Source organism: Pseudomonas sp. PAMC25584 (assembly GCF_058135675.1).
On the sequence record NZ_CM176870.1, the window covers coordinates 5,990,919 to 6,009,004 of the forward strand.

The window sequence follows — 18,086 nt, forward strand, 5'->3', positions numbered from 1 at the left end:
GCAACAAATCCCGGCCTTGCAGACAATCCGAGCGGTCATGGCATGGGCTGTGCACTGGGCAAAAACAGAATATCCCTTCGCCCTTCTCGGAGAGTTCCCATGACCAAGCGCTACAGCGCCCTGCTCACCGCCCTGTTTGCCAGCCTGATGCTGAGCCAGGCACCCGCCCAGGCCAACGGTCTGGACGATATCGTTGCCCGTGGCACCTTGAAGGTCGCCGTACCCCAGGACTTCCCGCCGTTCGGCTCGGTCGGCCCCGACATGAAACCACGTGGCCTGGACATCGACACCGCCAAGCTGCTGGCCGACCAGCTCAAGGTCAAACTGGAGCTGACCCCGGTCAACAGCACCAACCGCATCCCGTTCCTCACGACCGGCAAGGTCGACCTGGTGATCTCCAGCCTGGGCAAGAACCCCGAGCGGGAAAAGGTCATCGACTTCTCCAAGGCCTACGCACCCTTTTACCTGGCCGTATTCGGCCCGCCTGATGCCGCCATCAGCAGCATCGACGACCTCAAGGGCAAGACCATCAGCGTGACCCGTGGCGCCATCGAGGACATCGAGCTGACATCCGTCGCGCCCAAGGAAGCCACGATCAAGCGCTTCGAAGACAACAACTCGACCATCGCCGCCTACCTGGCCGGCCAGGTCGACCTGATCGCCAGCGGCAACGTGGTGATGGTTGCGATCAGCGAGCGCAGCCCGAAACGCGTGCCGGCGCTGAAAGTGAAGCTCAAGGATTCGCCGGTGTACGTGGGCGTGAACAAGAACGAGCCGGCGCTGCTGGAGAAGGTCAACCAGATCCTGGTCGCGGCCAAGGCTGACGGCAGCCTGGAAAAAAACGCGATGCAGTGGCTGAAAGAACCCCTGCCTGCTGATCTCTGAAGCCTGCGACGGAGCTGATTCATGGCCTATCAATTCGACTTTGTGCCGGTGCTGGCCAATACCGACCTGCTGTTGCGCGGCGCCCTGTTCACCCTTGAACTGACGGCGATCGGTGCGATCCTGGGGGTCGCCCTGGGCACCGTCGGCGCGGTGGTGCGGGCGTGGAAAATCCAGCCGTTCGCCTGGTTCTTCGGGGTGTATGTCGAGTTGATCCGCAACACGCCATTTTTGGTGCAGTTGTTTTTCATCTTCTTCGGCCTGCCTTCCCTGGGGCTGAAAATCACCGAATGGCAAGCGGCGGTATTGGCAATGGTGATCAACCTGGGCGCCTATTCCACCGAAATCATCCGCGCTGGCATCCAGGCGATCCCCCGTGGCCAGCTAGAGGCCGCCGCCGCGTTGGCGATGACGCGCTTCGAGGCGTTCCGCCATGTGGTGCTGCTGCCGGCGCTGGGCAAGGTGTGGCCGGCCCTGAGCAGCCAGATCATCATTGTGATGCTCGGCTCGGCGGTGTGTTCGCAGATCGCCACCGAAGAGCTGAGTTTTGCCGCTAACTTCATCCAGTCGCGCAACTTCCGCGCCTTTGAAACCTATGCCCTGACCACCCTGGTGTACCTGTGCATGGCGCTGATGATTCGCCAGTTGCTCAACTGGATCGGTCGCCGGTTTGTGATGAGGAACAGCCGATGAGTGATTTTTCCTTCTGGGACATCGTGCGCAACCTGCTCATCGGCCTGCAATGGACGCTCTTGCTGTCGCTGGTGGCGTTTGTAGGCGGTGGCTTGATCGGCCTGCTGGTGATGACGATGCGCATCAGCCGCAAAGCCTTCACGCGCAATGTCGCCCGCACCTATATCGAACTGTTCCAGGGCACGCCGCTGTTGATGCAGCTGTTCCTGGTGTTTTTCGGCATTGCCCTGCTTGGGGTGGATATCTCGCCCTGGCTGGCGGCGGCGATTGCCTTGACCTTGTTTACCAGCGCCTACCTCGCCGAGATCTGGCGCGGCTGTGTCGACTCCATCGCCCACGGGCAGTGGGAAGCCTCGGCCAGCCTGGCCCTGAATCCGCTTGAACAGCTGCGCTACGTGATCCTGCCCCAGGCCCTGCGGATTGCCGTAGCACCTACCGTGGGGTTCTCGGTGCAAGTGGTCAAAGGCACTGCCGTGACCTCGATCATCGGCTTCACCGAACTGACCAAGACCGGCGGCATGCTCGCCAACGCCACGTTCGAGCCGTTTATGGTCTACGGCTTGGTGGCCCTCGGTTACTTCCTGCTCTGTTACCCCTTGTCCCTCAGTGCGCGCTACCTGGAAAGGAGACTGCATGCCTCTGCTTAGAATTTCCGCCCTGCATAAGTATTACGGCGATCACCACGTGCTCAAGGGCATCGACTTGACCGTTGAAGAAGGCCAGGTCGTCGCGATCATCGGCCGCAGCGGCTCGGGTAAGTCGACCTTGCTGCGCACCCTCAATGGCCTGGAGTCGATCAACGACGGTGTGATCGAAGTCGACGGCGAATACCTCGACGCCGCCCGCGCCGACCTGCGCAGCCTGCGACAAAAAGTCGGCATGGTGTTCCAACAGTTCAACCTGTTCCCGCACCTGACGGTGGGCGAAAACGTCATGCTCGCGCCGCAGGTGGTGCAGAAAGTGCCCAAGGCCAAGGCCGCCCAATTGGCGCGACAGATGCTGGAGCGGGTCGGCCTGGGGGAGAAGTTCGATGCCTTCCCTGATCGCCTGTCCGGCGGCCAGCAACAACGCGTCGCGATAGCCCGCGCACTGGCCATGTCGCCCAAGGTGCTGCTGTGCGATGAGATCACCTCGGCGCTGGACCCGGAACTGGTCAATGAAGTACTGAGCGTGGTGCGCCAACTGGCCAAGGACGGCATGACCCTGATCATGGTGACGCACGAAATGCGTTTCGCCCGCGAAGTCGGGGACAAGCTGGTGTTCATGCACCAGGGCAAGGTGCATGAAGTGGGCCCGCCCCAAGCACTGTTCGCCAATCCCAGAACGCCCGAGCTGGCTAACTTCATCGGCTCAGTGGGACAGCCGGGCTGACCAGCTCAAAGGTGCCCTGCCCCTCCAGCCGCGTCTCATTGCGTACCTGCAGGGCATCGGAAGGCAGGTCGATATCGACATCGACCTGGGCGGTCAGGCGCTGGCCGACCATTGTTTGGCCTGCTGCGCGTGCCACCAGGACCTGGCCCGGTAACAACTGCCCGCTGACGGTTTCACCGGGCGGATGCGCCACTTCCCACTCGACGGCGCGCCCATCCACCTGAGCATGCCTGAGATGCATACGCATACGCCCCTGGCGATCAAACCGAAAACCTTGCCCGTCCGCCGCACCGATGAAGCGCAACGCCATCACCGAAGGCTGCGCACACGCAACGTTCAGATGCAGCGTGCGGGTGCCAAGGGCTAAGGTGGTGCTTTCGACAAAGGCCTCCCGGCGAATGACCCCATAGTCGATGCGCGGCTGACTCACGGACAACCGGCAGTTTTCAGCGCGCACGCCCTGGGCCATCAACAGGCTGCAGAACAGGGTGAAACATGCACTTTTCCATTTACCGGCCATGGCACACCGCCGTCGTGGTCTCATAGAACTTGTCATGATCAGGTTTGGTTCCGGGGTCAAGGCTTAGCCGGCAGGTGGAAGAGTCCGGCAACGAAACCCGCAGGCTTTGCGACTCATTGACGTCATTCAGGAAAATCATGCCCTCGCCCGCCACGCTGGTCAGGAAGCGGTCATCCTTGCCGAACACCGAAGCGCCCTGGGGCAACGGCCGACCGTACTGATCACTGGCGGTGAGTAGCACGCGGCGCGCTGTCACCACATCGAACGCGACGGTATTGAAGGACCCGCGACCGGCGGCGAGCACCTGGGTGCCGTTCTTCAGGTCAACCCGTTTGGGCAACGACTGCGTCTGCACTTCGACGCGGCTATTGGCATACGCGGGCAAGCCGGCAATCACCGCCTGCCCGGTGAAGTCAGTCCACACCGGCCCCTGCGGGGTTTCGACTTTTGCAGAACCGATATCCCCCACCGAGACGATGCCAAACGTGTCCTGCACGGTGTAGGGCGAAAATGTCAGGCCGTTTTCGTGCGCGACGATGCCGCCTTGCAACTGCCCCGTATAACCGGTGCCCTGCGCATCTCGGCTGACGCCCAGGCCAACGCGGGTGTAGCGTGGCAGCAAGTCCACATGGCCGCGAACCGACTGCTCGCGGGCGCTGAGGTCGCGTTCGACGCCCACTTCGTAATTCACATACTCATTGACCCGCTCACTGAGCGCCGTACCGACGCGGGACTGGTCGCCACGCCGACTGACGTAGCTGTTCACACGACGATCGCCGCCCAGCGGCACACTGATCTGCAGCCGTACCGACAGATCATTGTCCTCAGCGCTATCGCGCCGGTCGCCGGCAACGGCAGCATCACGGCGAGGCCGTGTACCGCCCACCTGCGAATCGGCGATCAACGCGACATCGAGATGGCTGAACGACTTGTTCCACGAAGCAAACACATGTTCGGCCGTGTGCCGGTCAAATTGCGCACTGCGCGAATAGCCCAGGGAGAACACGCCCAGGGTCGGATCAACCCAGCTCATGCCCGCTGTGTACTGGTTCTTGAATCGCGAATCCAGTTCGCCGGCCTTGAACGAGCGACCCGCTTCAAGTACCTCGCGATACCCTCGGGTCTGGGTGGTAGCGCTGAAGTTCACGTCTATATTGGCGTAGACCGGGCTGCTCGCGGACACGCTGCTACGCGAACCCGACACGGCGTTACGGCTGTCTCGGGACACATTGTGACGAGCGCCAACGGCAACCCGCTGGAAAAACACGCTGCTCAGGGTGCCGCCTGCCGACCAGTACTCTTCGGTACTCAATAAGCCAAACCCCGCCGACGATTCACGCCCCAGGCCCCAGGTGCCACTGCCCATGGCGACCACCGGTGACGGAACCTGTGCGTCGATATTTTCGCGCACCTTGCCGAGGGAAACGTAATAACCGGGCGCCGCCGGGGCCGCTCCCGCGAATGACGCCGCCGGCACCACGAAACTGCGCTTGGCGCCGCGTACATCGATCACGCTGACGTCGAGGTCGCTGGTGCCATTGAGCAAAGGCAACCCCGTCAGCCGGAAGGGGCCTTCGGGCACCAGCGTGCTATGGATCAGCACGCCGGACTGGCGTACTTCAATCCGCGACTGACTCTGGGCCAGACCTTCGACGACTGCGTTGTTGCTGCCCGCCAGCGCCCGCGACTGACCATCGGGGGAAAACTGGATGCCGGACAACTGGATACCACCAAACAGCGGATTGTTGCTGGAGAGCTGGCCCATCTGAAAAGTCGATTGCAACGCGGCGATATCCCGCTGGGCGTAGGCATACAGGTGTTCGGTACGGGCTTCACCATTGTCAGACACATAAAACTGGCGGCTGCGCACAATCCAGTCGCCCAGGTTGAAGCCCGCTTCGGTGTAGGCCGACACGAACCGGCTGGGCCCACTGCGCGAACGGCTGTCGAAACCCAGCACGTCATAGTTGAACATCGCCGCTGCGCCGCCCTGGGCAAAGTGCCCGGCCTCCCACTGGGGTTCATGCAATGCCTGGGTCGGCACCACCAGCGCCACCTCATCGATGCCGGGCCGGAGCCGGACCATCGTCGTCGGAAAGGCCCCCAGGAAGTCATGGCAGGCCTGGTCCGGTGAGGCACCTTCGCGAACAACGGCGCGGGGCTGCACCAACCCGGCTTTCTCGAGCAAGCCCGGGGTGAAACACAATTGCCCTTGGGCATCGAACCGCGCATCGACTGACCCGAGCGGGTTCCCGTTGACCCGCAGCCCCACCACCTGGACGCCTTCGCGAAAACGCGCCGCACTGCGGAAGTAGTCGGAGACCTTCGGGTCAATGCCGTGGGTGGTCAGTGCCGCGAGGTCGAAACCCTCGCCCAACTCCAGCGCCGGGGCCAGGCCGGGCAAGCTCCACAGCGTCGCACACCCGATGAGCAGCGTGGGGCGGCGAGGCCGGATAAAAATCGCAGATTTGTTACTCGACAGGTTCGTCATAAGCCGCTCAATCCCCATCGGCACTGATCGGGGCGCGGTAGCTGTCCACTGAAAACCCGTAGACCGTGGCGGGCTGGATCTCGACTTCAGCCAAGCCGTCCAACGTTCCGTCAACCTTCGCCGTCAACGCCTCCCCCGGCAAAATGTAGGTACGCGGCAACGTCGCCAGGGCCTGCTGCGGAAGTAGCTGCACCTGGGGCGCCAACCGCACTACGTAGGCGCTGTCGTTGTGAACCGTTAGACGCGACCCGGTCCGCTTCCAGGTGAGCAGCTCCCAGGGTGCTTGATGCCGAGGCAGACTTTTGGGGTGCAGAATCAGCGGCAAATTCTGTCGCAGGGTGATACCGATCGTCGCACCACCTGCGGCACGCGCTTGGGGAATCCCCTCGAAAGATACGCGCTTCAACCGCTGGGTCTTCAGCGGTTCCTTCAAGGTACTGATGAAGCGCACGAGCTGGGTTTCGCCCGCCTCCACGCGGGTGATGGGAGGCGTGACAATTAATAACGGTTCCGGGTCCTCTGGCACATTTTCCACTACCGAATGAAGTAACGCCGGACCCGAATCGGTATTCCTGATATTTATTGTGGCCTCGCCATCTTCCTCATAAAGCACCACCACTGTGGTTTCCGGCTGCATGCCGTCCGCTACTGCAACAGTGGCAACACAGAGACATGCACTTACACTCCATAACAGCACACTATTTATTATTGAAAGACTACGCACTCGGTATTCCCCGTGACCATGACGTTGAGCAAATGGCAACTGATCGCTCACATGAAAACAGCCGATAAGAAATAGTCAGTTTCTTGATCGGCTGCTGTTGAGTCGTTTAGATGTAACTCAGTTCAAGGGTGGCGCGCCCATCAAGGGTAATGTCGCGGCTCAGGTCCAGGTCCTGGCCTTTGTTGATCACTGCCTTCACAGCGATGGTGCCAGTCAGTTGGGAAATTGAAGCCGGTGTAACCGTGGTGCTACTGCGCCAGGAATACTGGGTAGGGGCTTGAGTAACTTTGCCATCACTGTTCTGCCAGGTACCGGTGCCGACACGCATGATTGGAAACAGCGCGGTGCTCGACGACCGAAGGTCCCTGAGAGTGACCGAATAGCCACCGGTTCGCCGGCCCGAGACCTGACCCAAGCCATAGTTCTGTGCTTCAGTGAAACCCGCACCGAGAATGCCCGTCACCTTGCTGCCGGCCTGCAGATCGGTGAGTTTCAGCCCGAACTTGGCAGGGGTAGTGCCGCAACTGACGGACAGGGAGGTGGTTTTCTCCTCTCGCGGGTTGAACGCGGTCTGGGACAGTTCACCGGAGCGGATGGTGCCGTAATCGATAGTGCCACTCCCGGTCAGGCTGAGGTTGCAAGCAGCGGGTGTAATCGTGCCCCTGACGGACAACTGGGCAACGGTAGATGCCTGTGCGCTGATGGCCGCAGCCAGGCAAGCGAGACCGAGAGTCAATCCAACAATTTTTTTCATATTTGACCTGTCACTAAAAGTTATCAGGCGTTCTTTATTTTCTTCTTAGCAAGCCCAGCGCCGAACGGTTTATTTCTCTGGACCTGCACGACTATAAATAAATAACACCCAGGCAATATTGCCGAGTGACAGTCTGTCGCTTTGGCCCCTCATTAAAGAATCAGATAACACATCAGTTACTGTGGGAGCTGTAAAAACAAAGAGTCGCCTTTGCCCGAATACGAGGTAGTCCAAAACAAAAAAACCAAAGGATTTCAAACAATAACCCTGTAGGGAAAATCACAAAAATTTTTACAACGACAACTAGTTAAAAATTCCTACGAAACTAAAACCTCATTCAGGGCAATTTTAGAAACCCACCTTACATTTCCCACAAGAGTTCCTCACGGACAGTCATAGGAAAATTAGCGAAGCGCTACGCGTTGGCTCCAGCGGTCGATCGTGGCACGATGGCGAGGTTATCGACCGAGACCCCTAACCATGCCGCAATCCCAAGCCAAGAATCTGTCCCTGATCGCCGCCATCGACCTGGGCTCCAACAGCTTTCATATGGTCGTGGCCAAGGCCCAGAACGGCGAAATCCGCATCCTTGAGCGGCTAGGCGAGAAAGTCCAACTGGCTGCCGGAATCGACGACGCGCGCCAGCTCAATGAAGAATCCATGCAGCGAGGGCTCGATTGCCTCAAGCGTTTTGCCCAATTGATCAACGGCATGCCCCTGGGCGCTGTGCGAATCGTCGGCACCAACGCGTTGCGTGAAGCCCGTAACCGCGGCGAATTCATCCGCCGCGCCGAGGAAATCCTCGGGCACCCGGTAGAAGTCATCTCCGGACGCGAAGAAGCGCGCCTGATCTACCTCGGCGTGTCCCACACCCTGGCCGACACCCCTGGCAAGCGCCTGGTGGCGGACATCGGCGGCGGCAGTACCGAATTCATCATCGGCCAGCGCTTTGAGCCGCTGCTGCGCGAAAGCCTGCAGATGGGCTGCGTCAGTTATACCCAGCGTTATTTCAAGGACGGCAAAATCACCCCGGCGCGCTATGCACAGGCCTATACGGCGGCGCGGCTGGAGATCATGAGCATCGAGCACGCCCTGCATCGCCTGACCTGGGATGAAGCCATCGGCTCGTCCGGCACCATCCGCGCCATCGGCCTGGCCTTGAAAGCCGGCGGCCATGGCACCGGCGAGGTCAACGCCGAAGGCCTGGCGTGGCTCAAGCGCAAGCTGTTCAAACTGGGCGATGCCGAGAAAATCGACTTCGATGGCATCAAGCCTGACCGCCGCACGATCTTCCCCGCGGGCCTGGCGATTCTCGAAGCGATCTTCGACGCCCTCGAACTGCAACGCATGGACCACTGCGACGGCGCCCTGCGCGAAGGGGTGCTCTACGACCTGCTCGGCCGTCATCACCACGAGGACGTGCGTGAGCGCACCCTCAGCTCGTTGATGGAGCGCTATCACGTCGATCTGGAACAAGCGGCCCGCGTGGAGCGCAAAGCCCTGCATGCCTTCGACCAGGTGGCTGCGGACTGGGACCTGGAAGACGGCGTATGGCGCGAACTGCTGGGCTGGGCGGCCAAGGTGCATGAAGTAGGCCTGGATATCGCCCACTACCATTACCACAAGCACGGCGCCTACCTGATCGAGCACTCCGACCTGGCCGGTTTCTCCCGGGAAGACCAGCAGATGCTCGCACTGCTGGTACGCGGCCATCGCCGCAATATCCCCAAGGACAAGTTCGCCGAATTCGGTGACGAAGGCATCAAGCTGATCCGCCTGTGCGTGCTGCTGCGCTTTGCGATCCTGTTCCACCACATCCGTGGCACCCAGGAAATGCCCCAGGTGACCCTGCGTGCCAGCGGCGACAGCCTCGACGTGGTGTTCCCGGAAGGCTGGCTGGAAGAAAACCAGTTGACCCAGGCGGACTTCGCCCAGGAAGCGGAATGGCTGACGCGGGTGGGCTTCAGCCTGAACGTGCACTAACTCGATCTAGACAGCACCGAAAAAAAATGTGGGAGGGGGCTTGCCCCCGATGGCGGTGTGTCAGTCACTTGGTACTTTGACTGAACCACCGCCATCGGGGGCAAGCCCCCTCCCACATTGGGCCTGAGCCAGCCTGGGTTAATTCACCGCGAGAATCGGGCTACCCAGTTTCTCCAGCAACGTCGCCTGGGCGCTGCGCGGGTTCTGGTTGCCGGTCGGCGTGTTGCGCACGTAGCGGCCGTCCGACTGCAGACTCCAGCTGTGGGTGTTATCGGTGAGATAACTTTCCAGCTCTTTCTTGACCCGCATGATCAGCTTCTTGCCTTCCACCGGGAAACACGTCTCTACGCGCTTATCGAGGTTGCGCTCCATCCAGTCGGCGCTGGAGAGGTACATCTGCTCTTCGCCGCCGTTGAGGAAGTAGAACACCCGCGTGTGCTCCAGGAAGCGCCCGATGATCGAGCGCACATGGATGTTGTGCGAGACCCCGACGATGCCCGGCCGCAGGCAGCACATGCCGCGCACCACCAGATCGATGCGCACGCCGGACTGGCTGGCCTTGTACAGCGCGCGGATGATCTTCGGATCGGTCAACGAGTTGAACTTGGCAATGATGTGCGCCGGCTTGCCGTCGAGGGCGAACTGGGTCTCGCGGGCAATCATGTCGAGCATGCCCTTCTTCAGGGTGAACGGCGCATGCAGCAGCTTCTTCATGCGCAACGTCTTACCCATGCCGATCAACTGGCTGAACAACTTGCCGACGTCTTCACACAGGGCGTCGTCGGAGGTCAGCAGGCTGTAGTCGGTGTAGAGCTTGGCGTTGCCGGCGTGGTAGTTGCCGGTGCCCAAGTGCGCGTAACGCACGATCTCACCGGCTTCGCGGCGCAGGATCAGCATCATCTTGGCGTGGGTCTTGAACCCGACCACGCCGTAGATCACCACCGCGCCGGCCGCTTGCAGGCGGCTGGCCAGTTGCAGGTTGGACTCTTCGTCAAACCGCGCACGCAGCTCGATCACCGCAGTAACTTCCTTGCCGTTACGCGCAGCGTCCACCAGCGCATCGACGATTTCCGAGTTGGCGCCGCTGCGGTACAGGGTCTGGCGGACCGCCAATACATGCGGGTCCTTGGCGGCCTGGCGCAGCAGGTCGACCACCGGGGTGAAGGACTCGAACGGGTGCAGCAGCAGGATGTCCTGCTTGCTCACCACGCTGAAGATGTTCTCGCTGTTTTGCAGCAGTTTCGGGATCTGCGGCGTGAACGGCGTGTATTGCAGCTCCGGGTGGCTGTCCAGGCCGGTGATGCTGAACAGGCGCGTCAGGTTGACCGGGCCGTTGACCTGATACAACTCACTCTCGCCGAGGTTGAATTGCTTGAGCAGGTAGTCAGACAGGTGTTTCGGGCAGGTGTCGGCCACTTCCAGGCGTACCGCATCGCCGTAGCGCCGCGAGAACAGCTCACCGCGTAGGGCGCGGGCCAAGTCTTCGACGTCTTCGGAGTCCAGCGCCAGGTCGGCGTTACGGGTCAGGCGGAACTGGTAGCAGCCCTTGACCTTCATGCCCTGGAACAGGTCATCGGCGTGCGCGTGGATCATCGACGACAGGAATACATAGTTATCGCCAGCGCCCCCCACCTCTTCCGGTACCTTGATGATCCGTGGCAGCAGACGCGGTGCCGGGATAATCGCCAGGCCGGAATCGCGACCGAAGGCGTCGATACCCTCCAGCTCAACGATGAAGTTCAGGCTCTTGTTGACCAGCAACGGGAACGGGTGAGTCGGGTCGAGACCGATCGGCGTGATGATCGGCGCGATTTCGTCGCGAAAGTAGCGACGCACCCAGGTCTTGATCTTGGTGGTCCAGTGGCGGCGACGGATAAAGCGGACCTGATGTTTTTCCAGTTCTGGCAGCAGGATGTCGTTGAGGATTGCGTATTGGCGATCCACATGACCGTGCACCAGATCGCTGATGCGTGCCAGGGCTTGATGCGGTTGCAGACCATCGGCACCGGCTTGTTCACGGGCGAAGGTGATTTGTTTCTTGAGACCGGCGACGCGGATCTCGAAGAACTCGTCCAGGTTGCTGGAGAAAATCAGCAGGAATTTCAGGCGTTCCAGCAACGGGTAGGACTCATCCAGCGCCTGCTCCAGCACGCGGATGTTGAATTGCAGCTGTGACAGCTCGCGGTGGATGTACAGGCTGCTGTCATCCAGGTTGGTCACCACGACGGGCGCGGGCGCCGGAGCCGGTGCTTCAGCGACCACCACAGGCGGTTCCAGCTCCGGCGGGGTCTCGGCGACTTGTTCAACCACCGGGTGGGCGTCTTTTACGGCAACTTCTGAGAGTCCTTCGGTATTCATCGAGTGTTCCTGTGAGGGCTATTGTTGCTCTCTAAGCAATTGGGCAGCGCGGGCGGCGAAGTAGGTCAGAATGCCATCAGCGCCGGCACGTTTAAAGGCTGTCAGGGATTCGAGGATCACCCCTTCACTCAACCAACCATTCTGGATCGCGGCCATGTGCATGGCGTATTCACCGCTGACCTGATAGACAAAGGTCGGCACCTTGAATTCTTCTTTGACCCGATAAAGGATGTCCAGGTAGGGCATCCCGGGCTTGACCATCACCATATCGGCACCTTCGGCCAGGTCGGCGGCCACTTCGTGCAGGGCTTCATGGCTGTTGGCCGGGTCCATCTGGTACGAGGCCTTGTTGGCCTTGCCCAGGTTCAGCGCCGAGCCCACCGCATCGCGGAACGGGCCGTAGTAGGCGCTGGCGTATTTGGCCGAGTAAGCCATGATTCGCACATTGACGTGGCCGGCCAGCTCCAGGGCTTCGCGGATCGCCTGGATGCGGCCGTCCATCATGTCCGACGGCGCGACCACCTGGGCCCCGGCTGCCGCATGAGATAGGGCTTGTTTGACCAGCGCGTCGACGGTGATGTCGTTCTGCACGTAGCCTTCTTCATCCAGGATGCCGTCCTGCCCGTGGGTGGTGAACGGGTCCAGGGCCACATCGGTGATTACGCCCAACTCCGGGAAGCGCTCACGCAACGCGCGGGTGGCGCGTTGGGCGATCCCTTGCGGGTTCCAGGCTTGGGCAGCATCGAGGGACTTGAGTTCCGCAGGCGTCACCGGGAACAGCGCCAACGCTGGAATCCCCAGTTCCACCCAGTTCGCCGCCTCTTCAAGCAGCAGATCAATGCTCAAGCGCTCTACACCCGGCATCGACGCCACGGCTTCCCGACGATTTTCCCCGTCCAGCACAAAGACCGGCAGGATCAGATCGTTCGTGGTCAGTACGTTTTCACGGACCAGACGGCGAGAAAAATCATCACGACGGTTGCGGCGCAGACGGGTGGCGGGGAACAGGCGATTGGCAGGGGTAAAGCTCACGACAGACTCCTGAGCCCGCATTTACGGACGAGTGTTGCAGTTATAAGCGGCCATTATGACGAAGGAATGACAGTTGTGCTTATCCATGCGACCTGTAGTCGCATTCGGCGTTTATGTAGGAAATGTTCACTTCGTGACACATCTCGATACTTTCATGAATGTTCACGAAGGCGTAGGCTGCGCGTTCATTTCGCCAGCACCCAGACCATGCTTCAACAATTTCTGCATGACTTCGGCTACTTTGCCCTCTTCCTAGGCACGTTCTTCGAAGGCGAAACCATACTGGTTCTCGCAGGCTTCCTGGCGTTCCGTGGATATATGGATATCAACCTGGTGGTGGTCGTTGCCTTTTTCGGCAGCTACGCCGGCGACCAGCTTTGGTACTACATGGGGCGCAAGCACGGCCGCAAACTGTTGGCGCGCAAGCCGCGCTGGCAATTGATGGGCGACAAGGCCCTGGAACATATCCGCAAGCACCCGGATATCTGGGTGCTGAGCTTTCGCTTCGTCTACGGATTACGCACAGTGATGCCCGTGGCGATTGGCCTGTCCGGCTATCCGCCCTTGCGCTACCTATTGCTCAACGGCATTGGCGCGGCGGTGTGGGCGGCGGCGCTCGCCGCGGCGGCGTACCATTTTGGCGCGGTCCTGGAAGGCATGCTGGGCAGCATCAAGAAGTACGAGCTGTGGGTGCTGGGTGCTTTGTTACTGCTGGGCCTGGCTCTCTGGCTGCGGCGGCGGTTCAAGAACGCGCGCATCGCCCGTCAAGCCTGTGCCGATGCAAAGGCCCGACTGGCGGCTACACACCCGGCCGAAACCAGCCCGGTCGAGCCGCCTAAGACGCCAGCCGAGTAAGCCGGCCTCTGCAACAGTAGAGGCCCATCAGGCTCAGCAAGCTGTAGCTCAAAAGGCCCAGCCAGCCCAGGTGGCTGGCCGGCCATAGCCCGACCAGCGGCGCCAGCCATACCAGCGGCACATTCAGCCCCAGGCGCACCAGCTCCGCCCTCAACGCCCACGGGCGGTTCTCCAGGGCGACGCCCACGCAAAACAAGCCCAGCGCCATCGCACTCCAGCCCAGCACCAGTGCCGTCGTGGGCAGCCCTTCCCCGACGTTCATCAGATAACTGCCAAACCCCACATACACCGCAAATTGCAGGGCGACGTACACCTGTTGTCGCGTATCCAGCGGCACCTCGAATTTGCGGAACTGGCTCAAATCCGGCTTGGCCAACGGGTAGTTGGCCTTCACATCGGCGGGCCGCCAACCGGTGCGCATGAACCAAATACGCAGCTTGTCCCAGCGGCTTTGCGTGCGCCGCGCATCACTCCACAACTGCGCATAGAACTGCAGGTTGGCCCACAGCGGGTTCCAACTGGCCAAGGGGGTGGTGACGCCAAAGATCACCGGCTCGTTATCGTCCTCTTCCTGAAACGAGCCAAACAGCCGGTCCCAAATAATGAACACCCCGCCGTAGTTGCGATCCATGTAGAGAGCGTTCTGTGCATGGTGGGCCCGATGATTGGACGGCGTGACGAAGAACCACTCGAACCAGCCGAGCTTGGGCACGTGGCGGGTGTGGACCCAGAATTGATACAGCAGGTTGAGCGAGGCTACGCTGATAAACACCAGCAGCGGCACGCCGAGCACGGCCAGGGGCAGGTAGAAGATCCAGCTCAGCAGAAAGCCGGTGCTGGTCTGGCGCAAGGCGGTGGTGAGGTTGTAGTCCTCGCTCTGGTGATGCACCGAGTGCGCGGCCCACAGGATATTGCGCTCATGCCCGCAGCGATGCAGCCAGTAGTAGCAGAAGTCGTAGAACACAAAGGCAAACACCCAGGTCCAGACGCTCTGGGCCGACAACTCGAGCAGCGCCAGGTGCTTGAGGGCGAACGCGTAGGTCAGCAGCCCCACGCCCTTGGTCAGCAGCCCGGTGGTGGTGGACAGCACGCCGGTGCTGAGGCTGTTGATGGCATCCGCCACCCGGTAGTTGCGCGCCCCGCGCCAACGGTCGGCGAGCAGTTCAACCACGATCAAGGCGATGAAAAACGGCACCGCGTAAGGCACGAAGTCCATGAGCTAGTCCGATCTGTTTTTATTGCCTCAAGATTAGGTGCTGCGGCGGGAGTTCCCATTGGCAACAGATGACAAATTAGTAGACATTTAACGCCATGAATCAGGAGAAATGCCCATGAGCAAAAAGATTGCAGTGATCCTTTCCGGCTGTGGCGTGTACGACGGCGCAGAAATCCACGAAAGCGTGATCACCCTGCTGCGCCTGGATCAGCGCGGCGCTCAGGTCCAATGCTTTGCCCCCGACATTGCGCAGTTGCATGTGATCAACCACCTCACGGGCGAAGAAATGCCCGAGTCGCGCAATGTGCTGGTGGAGTCCGCCCGCATTGCCCGGGGCGAGGTTAAGGACATCGCTGAAGCCAACGCCGAGGATTTCGATGCGTTGATCGTGCCTGGCGGGTTTGGCGCGGCGAAGAACCTGTCGAACTTTGCCATCGAAGGCGCGGGTTGCAGCCTCAACCTGCAGGTATTGGCGCTGGCCGAAGCCTTTGTCGAAGCGGGCAAGCCGCTGGGGCTGATCTGCATCTCGCCAGCCCTGGCCGCAAAAATCTATGGTCCGGGCGTGACCTGCACCATCGGCAACGATACCGACACCGCCGCCGCCCTGGACAAGATGGGCGCCCACCATCAGGAATGCACGGTAGAGGATATCGTCGAAGACACGGCGCGCAAGCTGGTCAGCACGCCGGCCTATATGCTTGGCAAGAACATCAGTGAAGTCGCGTCAGGCATCAACAAGCTGGTGGATCGGGTGCTTGAGCTGACCCACGAGAACGACTAATCGGCCCGCATCAAGCGCGTAAGGAGACGGTCGAGTGAGTTGGCAAACGCTTGCTTGTCCTTTTCCCCATGGGGCGGTGGACCACCGCCCATCTGGCCTTGCTCGCGCAGATCGGTGAACAGGTTGCGTACCGCCAACCGCTCACTCATGTTCTGCGGGCTGAACTCCTTGCCACGCGGGTCGAGTGCCGTCACGCCGTTCTTCACCAGGCGGTCGGCCAAGGGTACATCGCTGCAGATCACCAACTCACCGGGCACCGCGTGCGCCACCAGGTAGTCATCCGCTGCGTCCGGGCCGCTGGGCACCACGATCAGCTTCACGCAGGCAAAGCTCGGCTTGATCTGGCTCTGCCCGGCCACCAGCACCACCTCGAACTGACGCTTGAGGGCGAACTTCACCACCTGGTCCTTGGCCGCCCGCGGGCAGGCGTCGGCGTCGATCCACACGCGCATGCTTATGCCGCCAGCCGGCGCTTGTCGGCGATCCGACTGCGGCCATACATCACCACAATCGCCAGGATCGCCACGACCTGCGCACTCAACGAGTAGGCATCGGCGTGGATACCCAGCCAATCGAAGTCAAAGAATGCCACCGGCCGCGTGCCGAAGATGCCGGCTTCCTGCAACGCCTTCACGCCGTGCCCGGCGAACACCACCGACAACGCACACAGCAACGCCGCGTTGATCCCGAAGAACAGCGCCAATGGCAGCTTCGCCGAACCGCGCAGGATCACCCACGCCAGGCCCACCAGCAGCACCAGCGCCGTCGCGCCACCCGCCAGCACGGCGTTGTGCCCGGCCGGGCCGGCTTGCAGCCACAGGGTTTCGTAGAACAGGATCACTTCGAACAGCTCGCGGTACACCGAGAAGAACGCCAGCAGCGCGAAGCCGAAACGCCCACCGCCGCCCACCAGGCTGCTCTTGATGTAGTCCTGCCAGGCCGCTGCGTGGCGCCGGTCGTGCATCCACACGCCGAGCCACAGCACCATCACACTGGCAAACAATGCCGTGCAGCCTTCGAGCAGTTCGCGCTGGGCGCCACTCACATCGATCACATAGGCGGCCAACGCCCAGGTGGCCAAGCCGGCCACCAAGGCCAAGCCCCAGCCGACGTGGACGCTGCGCACCGCCGATTCCTGGCCGGTGTTACGCAGGAAGGCGAGGACCGCCGCCAGCACCAGGATCGCCTCCAGACCTTCGCGCAGCAGGATCAGCAAGCCTGAGATAAAGCTCAACGACCAGCTCAGACCATCGCCGCCCAACAAGCCGGCGGATTCGCTGAGCTTGCCCTTGGCTGCGTCCAGGCGCTGCTGCACCTGTTCGAGCGGCAAACCGTCCTGCAACGACTGCCGATAGGCCATCAGGGCCTTCTCGGTGTCCTTGCGCACGTTGGCGTTGACGTTGTCCAGGGAGCTTTCTACCAGCTCGAACCCTTCCAGATACGCCGCTACCGACAGGTCATAGGCTTGCTCATGGTCGCCGTTGCGGAACGCCGCAAGGCTCTTGTCGAGGGTGGCGGCGGTGTAGTCGAGCAACTGCGCCGGGCCGCGCTTGACCTGCGGCGGCTGGGCACGCTGGGCGCGGAACGTCGCGGCAGCGGCTGGGCCGCTGGCGGCCAGCACTTCATTCGGGGTCTGACGGGCCAGGTCGGCGAGGTTGAAGGGCTGCGCGCTTTTCGCGGCAGCCGGGTCGGCCGTGAAGCTGGCGATATAGGTGGCCAGGTCCCAGCGCTGGCGGTCGTCCAGTTGGTCGGCGAAAGACGGCATGTCCGTGCCTTCGACGCCCAGGCCCAGCGTGTTGTAGATCGCATAAAGACTCAGGCGGTCCAGGCGCTCAGCGTTCTGCAGATTCGCCGGCGGCGGCGTCATGCCCACACCCGCCGGGCCATCACCGGCTCCGGCCGCGCCGTGGCAGACCGAGCAGTGCTGCGCATACAGCGGTGCGCCGCGTGTCGGGTCGGGCGTAATCGCCGGGGCCTGGCTGACTTCATATGCCGCCGCCAGCTTGGCGCCCAACTGCCGGGACTGGCGGGCCACACTGGCGCCTTCCTGACGAGCGGTCACAGCGGCAACCAATTCATCGACCCCTTTGACCAGATCGGCGCGCTCGGGCTTGGAAGGCAGCTCAGCCACCAGGCCCTGCAACACCCCCAGAAATTCCACCTGCTCACGGTATTCCGACTCATCGATGACCTTCCCCGCCGCTACCGTCGGCGGGTAATCCGCGCCAATGTAGTCCAGCAAATGCAGGGCTTTCGTGGCGCCCTCGGCAGGTGCAGCCAACAGGTTGAAGCTGCACGACATCAACGCCGGCAATACCAGCCAGGCGAGAAAACGGAAGGGGGCAGTCATGAATGAATCTCAAAAAGAAATACGAAGTAACACATTGTTGAGCTTTAAGAGGTTTGACTCAAGGTGTAAGTGATTT

16 protein-coding genes are annotated in these 18,086 nt (G+C 61.3%); 7 read left to right on the forward strand and 9 right to left on the reverse strand.

The window, feature by feature from the left end; genetic code table 11:
* Positions 1-99: 99 nt before the first annotated feature.
* Genes ACS5Q8_RS28125 through ACS5Q8_RS28140 form a run of 4 tightly spaced genes read left to right on the forward strand, consistent with a single transcriptional unit; the run spans position 100 to position 2,946 of the window.
* Positions 100-885, forward strand: a complete 786-nt coding sequence (locus ACS5Q8_RS28125; RefSeq protein WP_276195383.1) for a transporter substrate-binding domain-containing protein — start codon at positions 100-102, stop codon at positions 883-885.
* A gap of 21 nt (positions 886-906) precedes the next feature.
* Positions 907-1,575 carry an amino acid ABC transporter permease gene (locus ACS5Q8_RS28130; protein ID WP_017736949.1) on the forward strand — a complete coding sequence of 223 codons (669 nt, stop codon included), beginning with the start codon at positions 907-909 and terminating at the stop codon, positions 1,573-1,575.
* Positions 1,572-2,222 (forward strand): amino acid ABC transporter permease, encoded by a 651-nt coding sequence (locus ACS5Q8_RS28135; protein WP_247398900.1) that lies wholly within the window; start codon positions 1,572-1,574, stop codon positions 2,220-2,222. Before ACS5Q8_RS28130 ends, ACS5Q8_RS28135 begins: the two co-directional genes overlap by 4 nt.
* Complete coding sequence (locus tag ACS5Q8_RS28140) at positions 2,209-2,946, forward strand: amino acid ABC transporter ATP-binding protein (protein WP_017845136.1); 738 nt, start codon at positions 2,209-2,211, stop codon at positions 2,944-2,946. Before ACS5Q8_RS28135 ends, ACS5Q8_RS28140 begins: the two co-directional genes overlap by 14 nt.
* Here the strand turns inward: ACS5Q8_RS28140 and ACS5Q8_RS28145 are convergent.
* The 4 genes from ACS5Q8_RS28145 to ACS5Q8_RS28160 form a co-directional block, all read right to left on the reverse strand.
* Positions 2,918-3,466 carry a DUF1120 domain-containing protein gene (locus ACS5Q8_RS28145; RefSeq protein ID WP_276195384.1) on the reverse strand — a complete coding sequence of 183 codons (549 nt, stop codon included), beginning with the start codon at positions 3,464-3,466 and terminating at the stop codon, positions 2,918-2,920. The two genes, ACS5Q8_RS28140 and ACS5Q8_RS28145, sit on opposite strands and share 29 nt — an antisense overlap.
* Positions 3,456-5,957 (reverse strand): fimbria/pilus outer membrane usher protein, encoded by a 2,502-nt coding sequence (locus ACS5Q8_RS28150; protein WP_276195385.1) that lies wholly within the window; start codon positions 5,955-5,957, stop codon positions 3,456-3,458. The genes ACS5Q8_RS28145 and ACS5Q8_RS28150 overlap by 11 nt, the downstream gene beginning before the upstream one ends.
* A gap of 7 nt (positions 5,958-5,964) precedes the next feature.
* Positions 5,965-6,654 (reverse strand): fimbria/pilus chaperone family protein, encoded by a 690-nt coding sequence (locus tag ACS5Q8_RS28155; protein WP_276198011.1) that lies wholly within the window; start codon positions 6,652-6,654, stop codon positions 5,965-5,967.
* 133 nt (positions 6,655-6,787) lie between these two features.
* Entirely contained in the window at positions 6,788-7,435 is a 648-nt protein-coding gene (locus ACS5Q8_RS28160) for a DUF1120 domain-containing protein (RefSeq protein ID WP_276195386.1), read from the reverse strand.
* A gap of 480 nt (positions 7,436-7,915) precedes the next feature.
* On the opposite strand from ACS5Q8_RS28160, the gene ppx reads away from it, so the two are divergent.
* A complete protein-coding gene (ppx, locus tag ACS5Q8_RS28165; protein ID WP_247398889.1) occupies positions 7,916-9,418 on the forward strand; it encodes an exopolyphosphatase in 1,503 nt (500 codons plus the stop codon).
* 138 nt (positions 9,419-9,556) lie between these two features.
* Here ppx and ppk1 read toward each other — a convergent pair whose 3' ends face one another.
* Together ppk1 and hemB are read right to left on the reverse strand one after the other, a co-directional pair.
* Positions 9,557-11,776, reverse strand: coding sequence for a polyphosphate kinase 1 (ppk1, locus tag ACS5Q8_RS28170; protein ID WP_247398886.1), 2,220 nt, complete (start codon positions 11,774-11,776; stop codon positions 9,557-9,559).
* An 18-nt stretch (positions 11,777-11,794) separates the two neighbouring features.
* Complete coding sequence (gene hemB / locus ACS5Q8_RS28175) at positions 11,795-12,808, reverse strand: porphobilinogen synthase (protein ID WP_276195387.1); 1,014 nt, start codon at positions 12,806-12,808, stop codon at positions 11,795-11,797.
* A gap of 207 nt (positions 12,809-13,015) precedes the next feature.
* On the opposite strand from hemB, the gene ACS5Q8_RS28180 reads away from it, so the two are divergent.
* Positions 13,016-13,663, forward strand: coding sequence for a DedA family protein (locus ACS5Q8_RS28180; protein WP_247398870.1), 648 nt, complete (start codon positions 13,016-13,018; stop codon positions 13,661-13,663).
* Here the strand turns inward: ACS5Q8_RS28180 and ACS5Q8_RS28185 are convergent.
* Positions 13,644-14,879, reverse strand: coding sequence for a sterol desaturase family protein (locus ACS5Q8_RS28185; RefSeq protein WP_247398867.1), 1,236 nt, complete (start codon positions 14,877-14,879; stop codon positions 13,644-13,646). The two genes, ACS5Q8_RS28180 and ACS5Q8_RS28185, sit on opposite strands and share 20 nt — an antisense overlap.
* 115 nt (positions 14,880-14,994) lie before the next feature.
* Between ACS5Q8_RS28185 and elbB the strand changes: the two genes are divergently transcribed.
* The gene (gene elbB / locus ACS5Q8_RS28190; protein WP_465159668.1) at positions 14,995-15,660 is read left to right on the forward strand and encodes an isoprenoid biosynthesis glyoxalase ElbB; all 666 of its coding nucleotides are present in this window, start codon (positions 14,995-14,997) and stop codon (positions 15,658-15,660) included.
* Here elbB and ACS5Q8_RS28195 read toward each other — a convergent pair.
* Both ACS5Q8_RS28195 and ACS5Q8_RS28200 read right to left on the reverse strand, forming a co-directional pair.
* A complete protein-coding gene (locus ACS5Q8_RS28195; RefSeq protein ID WP_276195389.1) occupies positions 15,657-16,112 on the reverse strand; it encodes a YaiI/YqxD family protein in 456 nt (151 codons plus the stop codon). The two genes, elbB and ACS5Q8_RS28195, sit on opposite strands and share 4 nt — an antisense overlap.
* Positions 16,113-16,114: 2 nt before the next feature.
* A complete protein-coding gene (locus ACS5Q8_RS28200) occupies positions 16,115-18,010 on the reverse strand; it encodes an FTR1 family protein (protein WP_276195390.1) in 1,896 nt (631 codons plus the stop codon).
* Between the last annotated feature and the right edge of the window lie 76 nt (positions 18,011-18,086).